Annotated in this window: 17 protein-coding genes and 1 pseudogene (1 of these 18 cut by a window edge); 11 read left to right on the top strand and 7 right to left on the bottom strand. The window is 59.6% G+C overall.

The window, feature by feature from the left end; all coding sequences use genetic code 11:
* The 3 genes in view from ACTG1P_RS13675 to pepQ are tightly spaced (at most 36 nt apart) and all read right to left on the bottom strand, a layout consistent with a single transcriptional unit that may run on beyond the window.
* Positions 1 to 1,006, bottom strand: partial view of a TrkH family potassium uptake protein gene (locus ACTG1P_RS13675; RefSeq protein ID WP_005339482.1) — the 5' portion only. 452 nt of this gene lie to the left of the window's left edge; only the first 1,006 of its 1,458 coding nucleotides appear in the window; it begins with the start codon at positions 1,004 to 1,006; the stop codon falls past the left edge of the window.
* A gap of 36 nt (positions 1,007 to 1,042) precedes the next feature.
* Positions 1,043 to 1,660, bottom strand: coding sequence for a YigZ family protein (locus ACTG1P_RS13670; protein WP_204384856.1), 618 nt, complete (start codon positions 1,658 to 1,660; stop codon positions 1,043 to 1,045).
* Positions 1,660 to 2,982: a Xaa-Pro dipeptidase gene (pepQ, locus tag ACTG1P_RS13665; protein ID WP_204384855.1), complete on the bottom strand. Its 1,323-nt coding sequence runs from the start codon at positions 2,980 to 2,982 to the stop codon at positions 1,660 to 1,662. Before pepQ ends, ACTG1P_RS13670 begins: the two co-directional genes overlap by 1 nt.
* A 191-nt stretch (positions 2,983 to 3,173) precedes the next feature.
* Between pepQ and ACTG1P_RS13660 the strand changes: the two genes are divergently transcribed.
* The 6 genes from ACTG1P_RS13660 to ACTG1P_RS13635 all read left to right on the top strand — a co-directional run bounded on the left by ACTG1P_RS13660 (position 3,174) and on the right by ACTG1P_RS13635 (position 12,334).
* Positions 3,174 to 5,111, top strand: coding sequence for an acetoacetate--CoA ligase (locus tag ACTG1P_RS13660; RefSeq protein WP_204384854.1), 1,938 nt, complete (start codon positions 3,174 to 3,176; stop codon positions 5,109 to 5,111).
* Positions 5,112 to 5,315: 204 nt separating this feature from the next.
* Positions 5,316 to 7,463, top strand: coding sequence for a fatty acid oxidation complex subunit alpha FadB (gene fadB, locus ACTG1P_RS13655; protein ID WP_440001491.1), 2,148 nt, complete (start codon positions 5,316 to 5,318; stop codon positions 7,461 to 7,463).
* A 21-nt stretch (positions 7,464 to 7,484) separates the two neighbouring features.
* Positions 7,485 to 8,648 (top strand): acetyl-CoA C-acyltransferase FadA, encoded by a 1,164-nt coding sequence (gene fadA, locus ACTG1P_RS13650; protein WP_005355952.1) that lies wholly within the window; start codon positions 7,485 to 7,487, stop codon positions 8,646 to 8,648.
* Positions 8,649 to 8,926: 278 nt separating this feature from the next.
* Positions 8,927 to 9,649, top strand: a complete 723-nt coding sequence (locus tag ACTG1P_RS13645) for a response regulator (protein WP_005339475.1) — start codon at positions 8,927 to 8,929, stop codon at positions 9,647 to 9,649.
* The gene (locus ACTG1P_RS13640) at positions 9,646 to 11,091 is read left to right on the top strand and encodes an ATP-binding protein (protein ID WP_429102989.1); all 1,446 of its coding nucleotides are present in this window, start codon (positions 9,646 to 9,648) and stop codon (positions 11,089 to 11,091) included. Before ACTG1P_RS13645 ends, ACTG1P_RS13640 begins: the two co-directional genes overlap by 4 nt.
* 4 nt (positions 11,092 to 11,095) lie before the next feature.
* Positions 11,096 to 12,334, top strand: a complete 1,239-nt coding sequence (locus ACTG1P_RS13635) for an ABC transporter substrate-binding protein (protein ID WP_440001490.1) — start codon at positions 11,096 to 11,098, stop codon at positions 12,332 to 12,334.
* A gap of 75 nt (positions 12,335 to 12,409) precedes the next feature.
* Here the strand turns inward: ACTG1P_RS13635 and ACTG1P_RS13630 are convergent, their stop codons facing one another.
* A complete protein-coding gene (locus ACTG1P_RS13630) occupies positions 12,410 to 12,601 on the bottom strand; it encodes a hypothetical protein (RefSeq protein WP_005339471.1) in 192 nt (63 codons plus the stop codon).
* A gap of 169 nt (positions 12,602 to 12,770) precedes the next feature.
* Between ACTG1P_RS13630 and tusA the strand changes: the two genes are divergently transcribed.
* Positions 12,771 to 13,016 carry a sulfurtransferase TusA gene (gene tusA, locus ACTG1P_RS13625; protein ID WP_108613548.1) on the top strand — a complete coding sequence of 82 codons (246 nt, stop codon included), beginning with the start codon at positions 12,771 to 12,773 and terminating at the stop codon, positions 13,014 to 13,016.
* Between the two features lie 21 nt (positions 13,017 to 13,037).
* Entirely contained in the window at positions 13,038 to 13,385 is a 348-nt protein-coding gene (locus tag ACTG1P_RS13620; RefSeq protein ID WP_440001489.1) for a RidA family protein, read from the top strand.
* Positions 13,386 to 13,529: 144 nt separating this feature from the next.
* Here ACTG1P_RS13620 and ACTG1P_RS13615 read toward each other — a convergent pair whose 3' ends face one another.
* Together ACTG1P_RS13615 and ACTG1P_RS13610 are read right to left on the bottom strand one after the other, a co-directional pair.
* Positions 13,530 to 14,186 (bottom strand): OmpA family lipoprotein, encoded by a 657-nt coding sequence (locus ACTG1P_RS13615; protein ID WP_440001488.1) that lies wholly within the window; start codon positions 14,184 to 14,186, stop codon positions 13,530 to 13,532.
* A gap of 129 nt (positions 14,187 to 14,315) precedes the next feature.
* Positions 14,316 to 14,888: a DNA-3-methyladenine glycosylase I gene (locus ACTG1P_RS13610; RefSeq protein WP_440001487.1), complete on the bottom strand. Its 573-nt coding sequence runs from the start codon at positions 14,886 to 14,888 to the stop codon at positions 14,316 to 14,318.
* A 222-nt stretch (positions 14,889 to 15,110) separates the two neighbouring features.
* Here ACTG1P_RS13610 and glyQ point away from each other — a divergent pair, with 222 nt between their 5' ends.
* The 3 genes from glyQ to ACTG1P_RS13595 all read left to right on the top strand — a co-directional run bounded on the left by glyQ (position 15,111) and on the right by ACTG1P_RS13595 (position 18,804).
* Positions 15,111 to 16,034 (top strand): glycine--tRNA ligase subunit alpha, encoded by a 924-nt coding sequence (gene glyQ / locus ACTG1P_RS13605; protein WP_005339464.1) that lies wholly within the window; start codon positions 15,111 to 15,113, stop codon positions 16,032 to 16,034.
* Positions 16,035 to 16,043: 9 nt separating this feature from the next.
* Positions 16,044 to 18,113, top strand: a complete 2,070-nt coding sequence (gene glyS / locus ACTG1P_RS13600) for a glycine--tRNA ligase subunit beta (protein ID WP_440001486.1) — start codon at positions 16,044 to 16,046, stop codon at positions 18,111 to 18,113.
* 70 nt (positions 18,114 to 18,183) lie between these two features.
* On the top strand, positions 18,184 to 18,804 hold the full coding sequence (locus ACTG1P_RS13595; protein WP_440001485.1) for a hypothetical protein: 621 nt from the start codon (positions 18,184 to 18,186) through the stop codon (positions 18,802 to 18,804).
* Positions 18,805 to 18,845: 41 nt separating this feature from the next.
* On the opposite strand, the pseudogene ACTG1P_RS13590 reads toward ACTG1P_RS13595, so the two are convergent.
* Positions 18,846 to 19,094: pseudogene (locus ACTG1P_RS13590) on the bottom strand (IS4 family transposase); the annotation flags it as partial.
* Between the last annotated feature and the right edge of the window lie 153 nt (positions 19,095 to 19,247).

The raw sequence follows: 19,247 nt of genomic DNA, 5'->3' as shown, positions 1-19,247 counted from the left end.
GCAGGAACGAGGGCCAATCTGCATAGGTCGTGGTGCTGTAGCCGGTGGTGGTCCCCAGAGAGACCGCCTGGAAAAGACCGTGGTTGAGCGCCTCTTGCCAGGTGGCGTAGTGTCCGTGGGTCAGCAAGGCGACAAAGCAGATCATCACCAGGGTCGCCTGGATGGCCAGAAACACCTTGAGTTCAGAATCGTAGAGGTAGCGACCGAGCCGCACCGGGCGGTGTGAGAAAACGGTAAAGTGGAGCGCAAAGTTCACGCTGGCCAGCAGCAGGAACACCACGGTAATCAGGTTGATGACCGGACTGTTGAAGAAACCGATGCTGGCATCGTGAGTGGAGAAGCCACCGACCGACAGAGTCGAGAACGAATGGCAGACCGCATCGAACAGCGTCATCCCGGCGAGCCAGTAGGCCAGCGCACAGAGTGCGGTGAGCAGCAGATAGATGAACCAGAGCGCCTTGGCCGTTTCGGCGATGCGCGGCGTCACCTTGGTATCCTTCACCGGCCCCGGGATCTCGGCGCGATAGAGCTGCATGCCCCCGATACCCAGCAGTGGCAGAATGGCCACCGCCAGTACGATGATCCCCATGCCCCCCAGCCACTGCAGCAGCTGGCGATAGAACAGAAACGCCTTGGGCAGATTATCGAGCCCGGTCAGTACCGTTGCGCCAGTGGTGGTCAGGCCGGAAAAAGATTCGAAGAAGGCCTCCGAGACCGACATGTCCGGCACGTCGCTCATGATGAAGGGCACAGCCCCCACACTGCCCAGCACAGTCCAGAACAGCACCACGATGAGGAAACCCTCTTTCGAGCGCATCTCCTTCTTGTGATAGCGATTGGGAAACCAGAGCACCACGCCGAGCAGCAGGGCGATCAGAAAAGAGCTGACGAACTCGGCACCACCACCATCCCGATAGCCAAAGGCCACCAGTGCAGGCAACAGCATGGTCGAGCTGAACAGCGCAACCAGCAGGCCAACAATGCGAATAATGCTCAGAATGTGCATTACAGCTCCCTTTCCCCAATTAAAGAGCGATGGATTCTAGCCATCTAAGGGGCTGAGGGATACCCGCCCATGAGTCCGGTCGGTCAATTCACGGTCCACCTGAGCCCAAACCGAGGACTCCCACGCCACCTGCAAGATGACCTGCTGACCGTAATCGGCCGCCAGCAATTCGCCATTATGGCTGCTGATCAGCGACTCGACCGTCCCCATGTCACCGTAATCGCAGTGAATGAGAGAGGGAGTGCGCGGCACCTTGAGCAGGGTAGGCAGCTGCTTGAGGGCGGCACCGACGCCGCCCCCATAGGCTTTGACCAGTCCACCGGTACCAAGCTGGATGCCGCCGTAGTAACGCACTACCACGGCGCAGATTTCACCGAGCCCCGAGCCCATCAACTGGGCCAGGATCGGCTTGCCTGCGGTACCGGAGGGTTCGCCATCATCACTGAAGCCATAGACCTGACTATCTTGCGGTGCGCCCGCCACAAAGGCCCAGCAGTGATGGCGAGCGGTCGGATGTTGACGCTTGATCTCGTTGACCCACCCCTTGGCCGCCTCGACGGTCGGGGTGTGGGCGATCAGGGTAATGAAGCGGCTCTTCTTGATCTCTTCGCTGATCTCCAATGAAGCGGCCGGAATGGAGTACGCAGCAGCCATCAGAGTCCTGCTTGTCTGGTCATGTTCTCCACCCCGTTGGCGTGCAGCACTATGTTGTCTTCGATGCGGATGCCGCCGAACGGACGCAGCGCCTCCACCTTGTTCCAGTTGACCCGTTTGCCCTGTTCGCCCTGACGCAGCGGCTCCAGCAAACTGTCGATGAAGTAGATGCCCGGCTCGATGGTGAACACCTGACCCACCTCCATCACCCGGGTGCAGCGCAGATAGGGGAACAGCTCGGGCGCCGCCAGGTGGGTGCCGCGCTCATCCTGCATGAAACCACCCGCATCGTGTACCTGCAAACCGAGGAAGTGGCCGAGGCCGTGGGGGAAGAAGACGTTGGTCACCCCGGTGTTGATCATCTCGTCCACCGACATATCCACCAACTCGGTCGCTTGCAGCAGGCGCGCCAGCTTGTGGTGCATCTGCAGGTGCAGCTCGCTGTAGCGGCGACCCGGTTTGATCTCCTTGATGATCTCCTGCTGCTGCTCGTCGAGGGCGGCAATCAGATCAGCAAACTCGCCTCGCCGCCACGCCCAGGTACGGGTGATGTCGGAGGCATAACCGTGAAAATCGACACCGGCATCGATCAGGAAAGAGTGGCGCTCCGCATCGGGCACCCGCACGGCAGACAAATGAGTGTAGTGAAGGATGGCCGCATTACGGTTGATCGCGACGATATTGCCGTAGGGCGCCTCATTGGCCCCCTGCCCGACCGCTTTCATGTAGGCCAGATTGATTTCGAACTCGCTCGCCCCTGCCATAAAAGAGTCCTTGGCCGCGATATGACCACGGACACCGATGCGGTTCGCCTCGCGCAGGCACTCCAGCTCGTAGGGGGTCTTGTAGGCACGGTGATAGTGCAGGTAGTTGAGCACAGCCTCCGGATTGGGCTGGGTCAGACCAAGCAGCTCGGCCACTTCCAGATGACCGCCCAGATAGGCCCACTCCTGCTTGTTGCCCGGCAGATGATCGGCGACTTGTTCCGGTCGGGTCAGGAAGCGGATATCGAAGAACTCGACCCAGAAGGCATTGGGCAGATCCGCTACTTTGTGCCAGAAATCCACCGGGCGATAGAACAGCAATACCGGTTTGTTCACCCCGTCCACCAGCAGCCAGCAGTGGGGATTGTCCAGCACCGGCAACCAGGCCTTGAAGTGGGGGTTTACCTTGAACGGGTAATCCTGATCATCGAGGAAGATGCGGTGAGTCTGGCCGGAGTGGATGGCCAGTCCGCTGAGCCCCTGTTGTTGCAGAATGTCGCGGGTGCGCTGCTGCAAGATATCGAGGTGCTGGGCAAAAAGTTGGCTGTAGCTGCTCATGGCGTCCTGCTCCGAGGTGAATGTGATTGCAGCATAACATCAAGCGCTTGGCGGCTCGACCCGTCAAGCTGCCGCTTCGTGAGGTAACGCATACGTTACAAACGTGTTTGTTATCAACAAAAAACCAATTATTAACAAATCAAAAACAATTCAATACACTGCCGGTAGATACATGAAGTCAGGGATTACTCATGGACAACCTCTGCCTGTGGCAACCGGATCCGCTCGGGATGCAGCAATCCAACCTCTACCGTTTTATGGCGGAGGTGAACCGTTTCCACGGCTTGCAGTTGCAGAACTACCCGCAGCTTTATCAATGGTCGGTGGAGAAGACCACCCGTTTCTGGCCGCTGGTATGGCAGCACTGCGGCGTCAAGGGCGAGCTCGGCAACATAGTGGCGGAGAACCGTCAGGATATGCAGCGCACCCGCTGGTTCCCCGACAGCAGCCTCAACTTCGCCGAAAACCTGCTGCGCCGTCAGGACGAGAGCCCGGCCATCATCTCCCGTATCGAAGGGAGTCCAAGCCGTACTCTTAGCTGGGGTGAGCTGAGTGATCAGGTTGCCCGGCTGGCTCAGTGGCTGCGTCATCAGGGGATTGGTCGTGGCGATGTGGTCGCCGCCTATCTGCCCAATATTCCGGAAACCGTGGTAGCCATGCTGGCAACCACCAGTCTCGGGGCGATCTGGACCTCCACCAGCCCCGACTTCGGTGAAGCCAGTGTGGTAGAGCGCTTCGGCCAGACCCAGCCGCGGGTGCTGTTTGCGGTGGATGGCTATCGCTACAACGGCAAAGCTATCGATATTCAGGACAAAGTAGTAGGGGTCGTCAGCCAGATCGGCAGCATAGAGCAGACGGTGATGATCCCGCTGCTCGGCAACCCGCTGCAGCTTGGTCACGACTGGCAGCAACTGCTGGCGAGCCAGCCGGACGCCAGCCTCCAGTTCGAACCCATGGCTTTCAACGATCCGCTCTACATCCTCTACTCCTCCGGTACCACCGGCAAACCCAAGTGCATCGTGCACGGCATTGGCGGCACCCTGCTGCAGCACCTGAAAGAGCACCAGCTGCACTGCGACATCAAGCCGGGGGAGCGCATCTTCTACTTCACCACCTGCGGCTGGATGATGTGGAACTGGCTGGTAAGCGCGCTCGCCTCCGGCGCCACTCTGGTGCTCTATGACGGCTCGCCGTTTTACCCGGATGGCAATGTGCTGTGGGATCTGGCCCGCGACGAGCAGGTCAGCTTGTTCGGCACCTCGGCCAAATACCTGGATGCGCTGCACAAGCAGGGTTATGCCCCGATCAAGACCCACGACTTGCCACACCTGCGGCTGATCTGCAGCACCGGCTCTGTGCTGTCGCCGGAGGGATTTGACTACGTCTACCAGCAGATAAAGCAGGATGTGCAGCTCAGCTCCATCTCAGGCGGCACCGACATCTGCTCCTGCTTCGTCATCGGCAACCCGCTCAGCCCTGTCTATCGCGGCGAGAGCCAGGGGCGCGGCCTCGGCCTCGCGGTGCAGGTGTTCAACGAAGCGGGCCAGCCGGTGCAGGGGGAGAAGGGCGAGCTGGTCTGCACCAAGCCGTTCCCGGCCCAGCCCATCTACTTCTGGGGCGACGAGAATGGTGACAAGTACCACGCCGCCTACTTCGAGCGGTTCGACAACATCTGGTGCCACGGCGACTGGATCGAGTTGACCCCGACCGGCGGCATTCTGTTCTACGGCCGCTCTGACGCCACCCTCAACCCGGGCGGCGTGCGTATCGGCACCAGCGAGATCTACCGCTATGTCGAACAGCTAGACGAGGTGGAGGAGAGCATCGTCATCGGCCAGCAGTGGCAGCAAGACGAACGGGTGGTGCTGTTCGTCAAGCTCAAGGTGGGTTGCAAGCTGGATGAGCCGCTGCGCGAGCGGATCCGCCAGCAAATAAAGCAGCACTGCACCGCCCGCCACGTGCCCTCCCGCATCCTGCAGGTGGATGCCATCCCCCGCACCAAGTCCGGCAAGATCGTCGAACTGGCGGTGCGGGAAGTGGTGCACAATCGGCCGGTCAACAACACCCATGCCCTCGCCGATCCCGAGGTGCTTAACCAGTATCGCAACCGGCCTGAACTGGCCAGTTGATAGCAAACTCACATCTATCCGGGGCGCCGCAAGGCGCCTCTCTTTTGCCCGTTTTGTGATGAAGAGCTTTTACTCGAGATCTGTTAAACAAATGTTTTAAATAGGTGTTGAAAATGTCTCCTTTTGGATCAATAGTGAGCCTCGCCCCCTGCTGGGGATTAAGGAGCACCACTCCCCACTGAGTGGGAACAAGGAGACACTCTCATGATCTACCAAGGCGAAACCCTGTCGGTCAGCTACCTCGAAAACGGCATCGCCGAGCTGAGGTTTGATGCCCCGGGTTCAGTCAACAAGCTGGATCGCGCTACCCTGCTCTCCCTGAGCGAAGCGATCGCCGCATTACAACAAGAACGTGAACTAAAAGGTCTGATCCTCACCTCCGGCAAAGACGCCTTTATCGTCGGTGCCGACATTACCGAATTCCTGGAACTGTTCGATCTGCCGCAAGAAGATCTGCTCGGCTGGCTGAAAAAGGCCAACGACATCTTCAATGCCATCGAAGATCTGCCTGTTCCGACCCTCTCTGCCATCAAGGGCCACGCCCTGGGCGGCGGCTGCGAGACCATTCTCTCCACCGACTTCCGTCTGGCCGACACCAGCGCCAAGATTGGCCTGCCCGAGACCAAACTCGGCATCATGCCGGGCTTTGGCGGCACCGTCCGTCTGCCGCGGGTGATCGGCGCCGACAACGCGCTCGAGTGGATCACCACCGGCAAGGATTACCGTGCCGATGATGCCCTCAAGGTGGGAGCCATCGATGCAGTAGTCGCCCCCGAGGCGCTGCAGAGCGCTGCGCTGCAGATGATCAAGGACGCCATCGCGGGCAAGCTGGACTGGCAAGGCCGTCGCGCCGCCAAAAAAGCCCCGCTGCGCCTCTCCAAACTGGAAGCCATGATGAGCTTCACCACCGCCGCTGGCATGGTTGCCGCCGTGGCGGGCAAACACTATCCGGCGCCGATGACGGCGGTGAAAACCGTCGAAGCCGCCGCAGGTATGGGCCGTGACGAAGCGCTGGTCGTTGAAGCACAGGGCTTTATCAAGCTGGCCAAGACCGATGTCGCCAAGGCACTGGTCGGTATCTTCCTCAACGATCAGCACATCAAGGCGCTGGCCAAGAAAGCTGCCAAACAGGCGAGCAAGGCCACTGGCCACGCCGCCGTACTGGGTGCCGGCATCATGGGCGGCGGCATCGCCTACCAGTCTGCCAGCAAGGGCATTCCGGCGGTGATGAAGGATATCAACGAGAAGGCGCTGGCACTTGGCATGAATGAGGCCACCAAGCTACTCAACGGCCAGCTCGAAAAGGGCCGCATCGACGGCATCAAGATGGGCCAGGTGCTCTCCGCCATCACTCCGACTCTCAGCTATGACAACGTCAAGCATGTGGATGTGGTGGTCGAAGCCGTGGTCGAGAATCCCAAGGTGAAAGCCGCCGTACTGGGCGAAGTGGAAGGGATCATTGGCGAAGACGCCGTGCTCGCCAGCAACACCTCCACCATTCCCATCTCCCTGCTGGCCAAGGGGCTGAAGCGCCCGCAGAACTTCTGCGGCATGCACTTCTTCAACCCGGTGCACCGCATGCCACTGGTGGAGATCATCCGCGGCGAGCAAACCTCCGATGAAACCATCAACCGCGTGGTGGCCTACGCCGCCGCCATGGGCAAGTCCCCGGTTGTGGTCAACGACTGCCCTGGCTTCTTCGTCAACCGGGTGCTGTTCCCCTATTTCTTCGGCTTCAACAAGCTGGTTGCCGATGGCGCCGACTTCGCCGCCGTCGACAAGGTAATGGAGAAGGAGTTCGGCTGGCCGATGGGCCCCGCCTACCTGCTGGACGTGGTCGGCATCGATACCGGCCACCATGCCGGTGACGTGATGGCGCAGGGCTTCCCGGCACGCATGAGCAAGGAAGGCCGTACCGCCATCGACGTGATGTACGAAGTGAACCGCTTCGGTCAGAAGAACGGCAAGGGCTTCTACGCCTACGAGCAGGACAAGAAGGGCAAGCCGAAGAAGGTGGCCGACGCAGCTAGCTACGAGCTGCTGGCCCCCATTGCCAAGCCGAAACAGGATTTCGACAAGGACGCCATCATCGCTCGCATGATGATCCCGATGATCAACGAGGTGGTGCTCTGTCTGGAAGAGGGCATTGTTGCCACGCCAGCCGAAGCCGACATCGCACTGGTCTACGGTCTGGGCTTCCCTCCCTTCCGCGGCGGCGTGTTCCGCTATCTGGACACTATCGGTCTGGATCGCTACGTGGCCATGGCCGACCAGTATGCCGACTTGGGCCCGCTCTACCGCGTCAGCGACCGCTTACGCGAGATGGCTGCCCAGGGCAAAACCTTCTACTGATTGCGGAAAGGAGATCCATTCATGAAAGACGTAGTCATTGTCGACTGTATCCGGACCCCGATGGGCCGGTCCAAGGGCGGCGCCTTCCGCAACGTGCGTGCAGAAGATCTGTCCGCGCACCTGATGAAATCCATCCTGCTGCGCAACCCCAACCTCGACCCGAACGAGATCGAGGATATCTACTGGGGCTGCGTGCAGCAGACCCTGGAGCAAGGCTTCAACATCGCCCGCAACGCCGCGCTGCTGGCCGGTATTCCGAAGCAGGTGGGGGCGGTCACCGTCAACCGTCTGTGCGGCTCCAGTATGCAGGCGCTGCATGATGCCTCTCGCGCCATTCAGGTTGGTGACGGGGATATCTTCATCATCGGCGGCGTCGAGCACATGGGCCACGTGCCGATGAGCCACGGCGTCGACTTCCACCCCGGCATGGCCAAGTCGGTGGCAAAAGCCTCCGGCATGATGGGGCTGACCGCCGAGATGCTCGGCAAGCTGCACGGCATCAGCCGCCAGCAGCAGGACGAGTTTGCCGCCCGCTCCCATCGCCGTGCCCACGCGGCAACCGTGGAAGGACGTTTTGCCAAGGAGATCGTCGGGCTGGAAGGCCATGACGCCAGCGGCGCCCGCTTCTTCTACGACTACGACGAGGTGATTCGCCCGGAGACCACGGTCGAAACCCTGAGCCAGCTGCGCCCGGTGTTTGACCCGGTCAACGGCACCGTCACCGCCGGCAGCTCCTCGGCGCTGTCCGATGGCGCCGCCGCCATGCTGGTGATGAGCGCGGATCGCGCCAAGGCCCTCGGCCTCACGCCGCGCGCCAAGGTACGTGCCATGGCTATCGCCGGCTGTGACGCCGCCATCATGGGTTACGGCCCGGTGCCGGCCACCCAGAAGGCGCTCAAACGTGCTGGCCTGACTGTCGGTGATATCGACCTGTTCGAGCTGAACGAGGCGTTTGCCGCCCAGTCCCTGCCCTGCGTGAAGGATCTGGGTCTGCAGGATCAGGTGGACGAGAAGGTGAACCTGAACGGTGGCGCCATTGCGCTGGGTCACCCGCTTGGCTGCTCCGGTGCCCGCATCTCCACCACCCTCATCAATCTGATGGAGGAGAAGGATGCCACCCTGGGGGTTGCCACCATGTGTATCGGTCTGGGTCAGGGCATCGCCACCGTGTTTGAACGGGTGTGATAACCAGCCGGATCGACGGGATGCACTACTGAGAGTTGTCCCTTTTCGGGGCCAGTCTGACTGACCCCTTTTCAAGTCTGTGACGACCGCCACACGGGGTGCTCGTCAGTGGTCAGAAGCTGTCTGTTGGCCGTCCCGTTTGGGTCGGCCTTTTTTCGTTTTAACCTTATCAATAGGCTGTTATTGCCTTAAACCTCACATTAGATAGGGGGCTTGCTTGCTTTTTACTCCCCCGACAGGTTCAATCTGCACAAAAAAATGGGTGGATGCACATACATATGTCAATGAGCAAACAACTGCTGATCGTCGATGACGACCAAGAGATCCGCGAGCTGCTCAATGAGTACCTGACCCGGGCGGGCTTTCAGGTATTGACGGCGGCGGAGGGCAACGAGATGCGCCAGCAACTCGCCCAGCACAGCCCGGACCTGATTATTCTGGACATCATGATGCCCGGCGAGGACGGTTTTACCCTCTGCCAGCAGATCCGTCGTGACTCCCAGGTGCCCATCATCATGCTGACCGCCGCCTCCGACGAAGCGGATCGGGTGATCGGCCTCGAACTCGGCGCCGACGACTATATCGCCAAGCCGTTCAGCCCCCGCGAACTGCAGGCCCGCATCAAGGCGCTGCTGCGCCGCGCCGAATTCCGCCAGCCGGAAAAAGAGAAAGAGCCAAGCCGCCGCCTGCGTTTTGCCGAGTGGACCCTCGACACCCTGAGCCACCAGCTGACCCATGATGATGGCAGCCTGCTGGATCTCTCCGGCAGCGATGCCATGCTGCTCGGCATGTTCCTGCAGCAGCCCGGCGTGGTGCTGGATCGCGACACCATCTCGGATGCCACCCGCGGCCGCGAAAGCCTGCCGATGGAGCGCGGTATCGACGTACAGATCAGCCGTCTGCGCCAGAAGCTCGGCGACAACGGCAAGAGCCCGCGCATCATCAAGACCATCCGCGGTAGCGGCTACATGCTGATTGCCGAGGTGCACGAGCTGCCATGAGCAACAAGTGGTCCTGGGGGGCGCTGGTGCCCCGCTCCCTGTTGTCACGGATGATCCTGCTGCTGTTGCTGGCAATCCTGCTCTCCCAGACCATTCTGACCGGCATCTGGATGCAGCAGATCCAGAAGCGGGAGCTGGAGGGGATGCTTAGCACCACCCGCAACCTCGCCATGTCTGCCGCTTCCACCGTCAACTTCTTCAAATCCCTGCCGCTGCAGTATCGCCATATCGCGCTGGACCAGCTGCGCAACATGGGGGGCAGCCGCTTCTTCGTCTCGCTCAACGAGGAAGAGATCCACATCAACGCCATCCCCGACAGCGAACGCAAGACGCAAGTGCTGGAGGAAGTTCAGGGAGTGCTGACCCGCAAGCTCTCCGACGCCATGGCGATCAAGGTGGACTTCTCCCGACCCGATGACCTCCATGTCTTCAATAACGACACCCTGCTGGCGGATCTCCCCTCCTCCTGGGCCCGCTACACCCTGTCGCTGGAGCCGCTCAATCCACCGGTACTGGTGACCCAGATCGAGATTGAAAAGGGGGAGTGGCTCTATCTGGCGGCCCTGCTGCCCGCCCCCTACATGACCCTCGACGATACCGTGATGCCGAGCAACCAGGTGCGTTTCATCGCCCTGATGACCGTGTTCCTCTGCTTCTTCACCTTTATGCTGGTGCGCTGGCAGACCCGGCCGCTGCGCCGTCTCGCCAAGGCGGCGGTCAATCTCGGCAAGGATATCGACCAGCCTTCGCTCAAAGAGGAAGGAGCATCGGAAATCGTGGCGGCCACCCGCGCCTTCAACATCATGCAGCACCGCATTCGCCGCTATATCGACGATAGAGAGCGGCTGTTCAGCTCGATTTCCCACGACCTCAAGACCCCCATCACCCGACTGCGACTGCGGGTCGAACTGCTCGACGACGAGGTGCAAATCGCCAAGTTCAACAAGGATCTCGACGAGCTGGAGCTGATGGTGAAAGGGGCGCTGCAGACGGTCAAAGAGACCGACATCCACGAGAATATCGAGGAGATCGACATCAACGCCCTGCTGGAGCAGATGGCCGAGTCGCTCAACCTCCACGACGAACGTCTCACCATCGAGGGGCACTGCAAGTGGCCCTACCGCGGCAAGCTGCTGGCGCTCAAGCGCTGCATCGGCAATCTGGTGGACAACGGCATCAAATATGGCCAGCGGGTACGCATCATCATCATGGATGACGAGGAGATGCTGATCCTCTTCATCATGGATGAGGGCCCCGGCCTGCCGGATGACCAGTTCGAGCGCATCTTCGAGCCCTATTACCGGCTCAGCACGGATCAGGCCGGCACCGGCCTCGGGCTCGGCATCGCCCGCAACATCGCCCACGCCCACGGCGGCGATCTGGTGCTGGAAAATCGTCCGCAAGGTGGCCTGCAGGCCACTCTCTCCCTACCAAGGCAGTAACCTTATGAAGTGGTTGTCTTTTTCTGTCATCGCCCTGCTCTCTGCTCCCGTTGCCGCCTCCCAGGTGGAAGTGCTGCACTGGTGGACGTCAGGCGGCGAAGCGAAAGCGGTCGAAGTGCTCAAATCCGAGTGGACCAAACAGGGCAACCAGTGGAACGACTTTGCAGTGCAGGGCGGCGGCGGCAAGAGCGCCATGACGGTATTGAAGAGCCGGGCGCTTGCGGCCAACCCGCCCGAAGCGGCCCACCTCAAGGGTTACGAGCTCAAGGAGTGGGCCGGGCTCGGCTTCCTGCGCGATCTCAGCCCGATGGCCGAACACCTCGGCTGGTACAGTCAGATGCCGCACATGGTGCGTGCCACCCTCAGCCAGAATGGCGCCCTGATGGCGGTGCCCACCGGCATCCACCGGGTCAACTGGCTGTGGCTCAACCGCAAGATCTTCGAGCACAACAAGCTGACTCCGCCCACCGACTGGGCCCAGTTTGTCACCGTCGCCGACCAGCTTAAAAAACGGGGCATCACCCCGCTCGCCATTGGCAACGAGCCCTGGCAGCTGGCGGTACTGTTTGAAACGGTGGCGCTCGGTGAGGGCGGTAAAGAATTCTATCGCAAGGCGTTCCTCGAGCAGGACAGCGCCACCCTGACCGGCCCCGACATGGTGCGGGTGTTGACCCGTTTCCAGCAGCTGCGCGCCTATGTGCCGCAAAAATACGCCGGTCTTAAGTGGCATCAGGCCACCAATCTGCTGGAGAGCGGTGGCGCCGCCATGCAGGTGATGGGCGACTGGGTGAAGGGTGAACTGAGTGCCGGTAACTACCGGCCGGGTGAGGATATCGCCTGTCTGCCGAGCCCGGGCAGCGCCGGACTGTTCAGCTACAACCTCGACTCCATCGCCATGTTCAAACAGCGGGATCCGGCCCAGCTGCAGGCGCAGGGCGATCTGGCCCAACTGCTGATGACGCCGCAATTCCAGGAGGAGTTCAATCGGGTGAAGGGGTCTATTCCGGCTCTGACCAATCCCGACATGAGCAAGTTCGACCGCTGCGCCGTCCGCTCCTATCAGGATTTCCTGCTGGCGGAAAAGCAGGACAACCTGCTGCCCAGCATGGCGGAAGGGATGGCAACGCCGACCAATATGCGGCAGGCGATCCTCGATGTGCTGAGCAACTTCTTCAACGACCCCAAGGCCAACCCAGAGCAGACGGCGCTGCATCTGGAGCGGGCGATGCGCTCGACCCGCTGATCCGGGTACATTGCCAAACGGCAGAAATGACAAAGGCGGAATTGCTCCGCCTTTGTTGTTGAATCGCCATCCGATTCAGGATTGATCGTTCTCGTCCTCATCCTCGTCATAGTAATCGCTGAGCTCGATCCAGAGCCCCAACCCGACCATAACCATGGAGCCGAACCAGGTACCGGTATTCCCGATCGGGCTGCCCATCACTATCATGGCGAAGGACAAGAACCCCATGCCTGCATAGGCTTGTAATCTGCCGTAGGAGACCTGCATATTCACCTCCTTGTTGAATATGGTTCAATTTTTATATTACTCGTCCGGCGCAAGCTGGATAGGGCCGAATAACATTTCGGTTACATATGCTGGTTGATGGGGCGTTTGTTTGATTATTTTTTAGCCCTGAGTATCATTGGCAGCCGAATAGGTTGAAGGTTGATAATAGATGAGTGATTTATTCTGCGAGGCGACCCACGAGTTGGACGCAATCGGGCTTCGTTGCCCGGAACCCGTTATGATGGTTCGCAAAAAAGTGCGGCTGATGGCGGATGGCGAGACCCTGCTGGTCAGCGCCGACGATCCTTCAACCACCCGCGACATCCCCAGTTTCTGCCGCTTTATGGATCACACCCTGGTCGCCAGCGAGACAGAGCAGGCCCCCTACCGCTATCTGATCCGCAAGGGTCAATAAGCCCCCGTACCGGAGCACTCCATGACAACCATTACCCGAATCGGCACCACCCAGCGTTGGTCTGACGTGGTCATCCACAATGGCACCCTCTACGTGGTGGAAGTGCCCGTCAGCGAAGAGGCCGACATCCACCAGCAGACCCGCGAAGTGCTGGCGAGCCTGCAGCACCTGCTGGAAGCCAACGGCTCCGGCGTCGACAAAATCCTGATGGCCAATATCTATCTCAAAGACATTGGTGACATCGCTGCCTTCAACGAGCAGTGGGATACCTGGATCCCGGCTGGCACAGCCCCCGTACGCGCCTGTGTACAGGCCCGTCTGGCCCACGAAGGCTATAAGGTCGAAGTGCAGCTGACAGCGGCGGTCTAAGAGGCGCTTATCCCCCTCATCCCCGCCCCTTCTCCCACGAGGTGAGAAGGGAGCAAACAACAAGGCGCCATTGCTCGCAACTGCGCCAATAGAAAGGCCCCGCCATCACTGGCGGGGCCTTTTCGTTACCAAGACCTGAACGACTTAGGAGGTCGGGGTCAGGGTAATGGTCACGCGGCGGTTCTGGGCTTTGCCAGCGGCGGTGCTGTTGGTAGCAACCGGCTGATCCGGGCCCACGCCGGTGGTGGAGATGCGGCTGCCTGCAACGCCCTGACCAATCAGCTGGGCGGCAACGGCATCGGCACGATCGCGGGAGAGCTTCATGTTCAGGTCGCGGGAACCTGTACTGTCGGTGTGACCGACCACGTTCAGGCGGGTCTTGTCGAACTCGGCAACCACCATGGCCACGCCGGAGAGGGTGTTGGCACCGGCCGCTTTCAGCTGGGAGCTGGAGCTGTCGAAGGTCACGTTGTTCGGCATGTTGAGGATCAGCTCATTGCCATTACGGGTCACGCTGACGCCAGTGCCCTGCAGCTTCTCGCGCAGCTTGGCTTCCTGCACGTCCATGTAGTAGCCGATACCGCCACCCAGCGCCGCGCCAGCAGCAACGCCGGTCAGGATGCCCTTCTTGCGGTCACCCTTGCTGGAGGAGAGCGCACCTACGGCCGCACCGGCAGCGGCGCCAGCCAGCGCGCCCCAGGCACCTTTGGAGGTCTGGGATTCACCTGTGTAGGGGTTGGTGGTACAGCCGCTCAGGGCAACGGTCAGTGCCAGAGCAGGCACCAGGATCTTGGCTCGCATGAAAAAACCTCTGTGAAAACAATCCGGCACCATGCCGGGGGCCGGATTGTAACGCGCTGGCACGCCATTGTCTGACGCAAGCCTGAACAGATGGCGAGAGTGATGTTTTTTTGGGCAATCGGCGGGTTGTCAGCGCGGTAACTGACACTCGGCGTGGCAAGGACAGCTGACCAGATGATCGTTCACCATCCCCACCGCCTGCATAAAGGCGTAGCAGATAGTGCTGCCGACGAAGGTAAAGCCGCGTTTCTTGAGCGCTTTCGACATGGCATCCGACTCCGGCGAGGTCGCCGGAATATCGCCATTACCCTGGCGCTGGTGGACGATGGGGGCACCGCCGACAAAGCCCCACAGATAATCGACGAAGTCGATGCCCTCGGCCTCCAGCGCCAGATAGGCGCGGGCGTTTTTGATGATCGACTGCACCTTGAGCCGGTTGCGGATGATGCCGGTGTCCTGCATCAGCCGCTCCACATCCTGTTCGTCGAACTGCACGATACGCTGCGGATCAAAGTCGGTATAGGCGCGGTAATAGCTCTCGGTGCGCTTGAGGATGGTGATCCACGACAGCCCCGCCTGCTGGCCGTCGAGGCAGAGCTTGGCAAACAGCTCGCGGGCGTCATAGACCGGCCTGCCCCACTGTTTGTCATGGTATTCAATGTATTCCGGGTCTTTGGTCACCCAGGCGCAGCGCAGTTCCATTTCCTCTCCCTCGTTATTTCAGCGGTGTACCCGCCCCTGCCCACTCTACAGGCGGCACTGCTCACATCATATACCGGACATCCCGCCCGACCAGCCAGAGCGCAGCACCATCCCGCGAATCCGCTGCAATTTCGCCTATTATCCGACCATGCCAGACGGTATACTCCCTCGGTTCACATTCAGCAAATCTTGCTCTGATTTTCACTTCGCGCGAAAAAAATTATGCAAAAATTCGATGTCAAAACCTTTCAGGGCCTGATCCTGCAGCTGCAGGACTATTGGTCCCGCCAGGGCTGTACCATCATTCAGCCGCTGGATATGGAAGTGGGTGCCGGTACTTCCCACCCCATGACCTGTCTGCGTGCCCTGGGCCCGGAGCCCATCGCCTGCGCCTACGTGCAACCGTCCCGCCGTCCGACCGACGGCCGCTACGGTGAAAACCCGAACCGCCTGCAGCACTACTACCAGTTCCAGGTGATCATCAAGCCTTCCCCCGACAACATTCAGGAACTCTATCTGGGCTCCCTGAAAGAGCTGGGCATGGATCCTGAAATCCACGACATCCGCTTCGTGGAAGACAACTGGGAAAACCCGACTCTGGGTGCCTGGGGTCTGGGTTGGGAAGTGTGGCTGAACGGCATGGAAGTGACCCAGTTCACCTACTTCCAGCAGGTTGGCGGCCTCGAGTGCAAGCCGGTCACCGGCGAGATCACCTACGGTCTCGAGCGTCTGGCCATGTACATTCAGGGCGTAGACAGCGTCTACGATCTGGTCTGGTCTGACGGCCCGCTGGGCAAGACCACCTACGGCGACGTGTTCCACCAGAACGAAGTGGAGCAATCCACCTACAACTTCGAACACGCCGATGTGGAGTTCCTGTTCCACTGCTTCGAGCAGTACGAGAAGGAAGCCCAGAATCTGCTGGCACTGGAAAAACCGCTGCCGCTGCCTGCCTACGAGCGCATCCTCAAAGCCGCTCACTCCTTCAACCTGCTGGATGCCCGCAAGGCCATCTCGGTCACCGAGCGTCAGCGCTACATCCTGCGCATTCGCACCCTGACCAAGGCCGTGGCAGAGGCATACTACGCCTCCCGCGAAGCGCTGGGCTTCCCTATGTGTCAGCGCAGTGAGAACAAGCAAGGTTAAGGAACGGACATGGCACAACATACATTTCTGGTAGAGATCGGTACTGCTGAGCTGCCGCCCAAAGCCCTGCGCTCCCTGGCCGAAGCCTTTGCCGACAACTTCAAAGCCGAACTGACCAAGGCCGATCTGGCCTTTGGCGACGTCGAGTGGTTTGCCTCACCGCGCCGTCTGGCGCTGAAAGTGAGCGAGCTGGCCGGCGAACAGCCGAGCAAGAGCGTCGAGAAGCGCGGCCCGGCCGTGGCTCAGGCGTTCGATGCCGAAGGCAAGCCGACCAAGGCTGCCGAAGGCTGGGCCCGTGGCAACGGCATCACCGTTGAGCAGGCCGAGCGTCTGGTCACCGACAAGGGCGAGTGGCTGGTTCACACCGCCAAGGTCGAAGGCCGTCCGGCCGTCGATCTGCTGGGCGAGCTGGTTGCCTCCGCACTGGCCAAGCTGCCGATCCCGAAGATGATGCGCTGGGGCGACAAGACCATCCAGTTCGTGCGTCCGGTCTTCACCGTGACCCTGCTGCTGGATGGCGAGCTGGTTCCCGCCCACATTCTGGGTATCGACTCTGCCCGCACCATTCGCGGCCACCGCTTTATGGGCGAGAGCGAATTCACCATCGACAACGCCTGCCAGTACCCGCAGATCCTGCAGGAGCGCGGCATGGTGATTGCCGACTTTATGGCGCGCAAGGCCAAGATCAAGGCTGACGTCGAAGCGGCCGCTGCCGCCTTCGGTGGCGTTGCCGATCTGGACGACGCCCTGCTGGAAGAAGTGACCGCACTGGTCGAGTGGCCGGTAGTGCTGACCGCCAACTTCGAAGAGAAGTTCCTGGCCGTTCCGGCTGAAGCGCTGGTTCACACCATGAAGGGTGACCAGAAGTACTTCCCGGTCTACGACAAGAACGGCAAGCTGCTGCCGAAGTTCATCTTCGTCACCAACATCGAGTCCAAAGACCCGAGCCAGATCATCAGCGGCAACGAGAAGGTGGTTCGTCCCCGTCTCTCAGACGCCGAGTTCTTCTTCAAGACTGACCTCAAGCAGACCCTGGCCTCCCGCCTGCCGCGCCTTGAAACCGTGCTGTTCCAGCAACAGCTGGGCACCGTCAAGGCCAAGGTCGAGCGCATCGAGACCGTCGCTGGCTTTATCGCCGAACGTATTGGCGCCGACGTGGCTCAGGCCAAGCGTGCCGGTCTGCTCTCCAAGTGTGACCTGATGACCAACATGGTCGGCGAGTTCACCGACACCCAGGGTGTCATGGGGATGCACTACGCCCGTCACGATGGCGAAGACGAAGCAGTCGCCGTGGCCCTCAACGAGCAGTACATGCCGCGCTTTGCCGGTGATGCCCTGCCGTCCGGTCTGGTTGCCTGCGCCGTCGCGCTGGCCGACAAGTTCGACACCCTGGCCGGTATCTTCGGCATCGGCATGCTGCCGAAGGGTGACAAGGACCCGTTCGCCCTGCGTCGCGCTGCCATCGGTGCCCTGCGCATCATGACCGAGAAGCAGCTGGATCTGGATCTGGTTGAACTGGTTGAAGAAGCGGTACGCGTCTACGGCGACAAGCTGACCAACAAAACCGTCGTTACCGACGTGGTCGACTTTATGCTGGGCCGCTTCCGCGCCGCCTATCAGGACGAAGGCATCGGTGCCGACGTGGTGCTGGCCGTACTGGCCCGCCGCCCGACCCGTCCGCTCGACTTCGATCGTCGCGTCAAGGCCGTCAGCCACTTCCGCACGCTGGATGCCGCACTGGCACTGGCTGCCGCCAACAAGCGCGTGAGCAATATTCTGGCCAAGGTCGAAGGCGAACTGCCGACTGCCGTCAAACCGGAACTGCTGGTCGATGCCGCCGAGAAGGCGCTGGCCACCCAGGTTGCCGAACTGCAAGCCGAACTGGCCCCGCTGTTCGCCGCCGGTGACTATCAGGCTGCCCTCACCCGTCTGGCCGCCCTGCGCGAGCCGGTCGACACCTTCTTCAATGAGGTGATGGTGATGGCCGACGACGAAGCCCTCAAGGCCAACCGTCTGGCACTGCTGAACAACCTGCGCAACCTGTTCCTGCAAGTCGCGGATATCTCCCTGCTGCAGTGACTCTGGTTGGGTTGATTGATATTAAAAACGGCGCCGCGAGGCGCCGTTTTTTAAACGGTGATATATAAAAATGAATGAAAACAACCAAGAAAAACTCACTATTTCTTTAACAAAGAATGGTGCTTTAGAATTAAAGCATGAAAAGCAACAAAATACGAAAGAAGCAATTATAAATGTTGTAGAAAATAACAGTCAGCCATTGAGAGTATCTTTGGAGACAAGTACTGATTGGCCAATATTTATTGCAACGCTCATAGTCGGCTTAGGAAGCATTCTCACATCTATTATTGTTGCTCGTATTAGCTACATAAATCAGCGCAGCCAAATAAGATCAAACATTGCGACGTTCAGACAAAAATGGCAAGAAGAACTACGTAGCGCAGCGACAGATTTTTTTTCCTGTGCCATGCGTGTACACTATGATAAAACACATAACAATCAACTATTAACCCCTGAAAAAATCAGTGAGCTAACACGCTATCAAGTTAGAATGGAATTTCTGCTAGATAGGAAGAAAGATAACAACAAGGAAATTGAACGTTCCATTGTACGAGTACTAGACCTTTCTCAAAGTACAGATACAAGTGCTTTTACCAATGAGATAAACAACCTCCAAATATTAGTGTGTAATACTTTGGAAAAAGCTTGGGTAGATATTAAAAATGACCTGCATGGTATATCTCCACATTGAAAGCCATAAATAGCTTATAGGCTGCATTCATGTACAGGACCTTAAGCGTTGAGTCCCTTTAAAACGCCTTCCAAGGTCCTGTTCCGTACCGATTTTCTCTTCTGGGCTCGGCAAGCGTTGTTGGCCAAATAATCAGCAGCCCATTCCAGTCTTTCCCTTATTTCTGTCAGCACCCTATGCGCCACTGCTGCCAATAGCGGTAACCACCATGTCGTACTGTTCTTTGACGCTTTCAACATCGATAGCTTCCCTGTCATCACACTCTGCGCGACCTGTCTTTTCATCACCAGCCCGTAGGTTCGATTAGCCGTCAGGCGTAATCGGACATTCGCGTAAATCGATTCTCCCGCCATCACGGCCAGCCGAATTTCCAACTCCGGCTGGCCAACCCTGACTCGCAGGAACAACCGAAACAAAAGCCTCTCGATCGTTCGATTACGCTG

Origin of the sequence: Aeromonas sp. 11P (assembly GCF_051920165.1) — a bacterium.
Classification (GTDB): Bacteria; Pseudomonadota; Gammaproteobacteria; order Enterobacterales; family Aeromonadaceae; genus Aeromonas; species Aeromonas veronii.
Note: the sequence above shows the minus strand (reverse complement) of the source record. Positions and strands in the feature narration are given on the sequence as shown.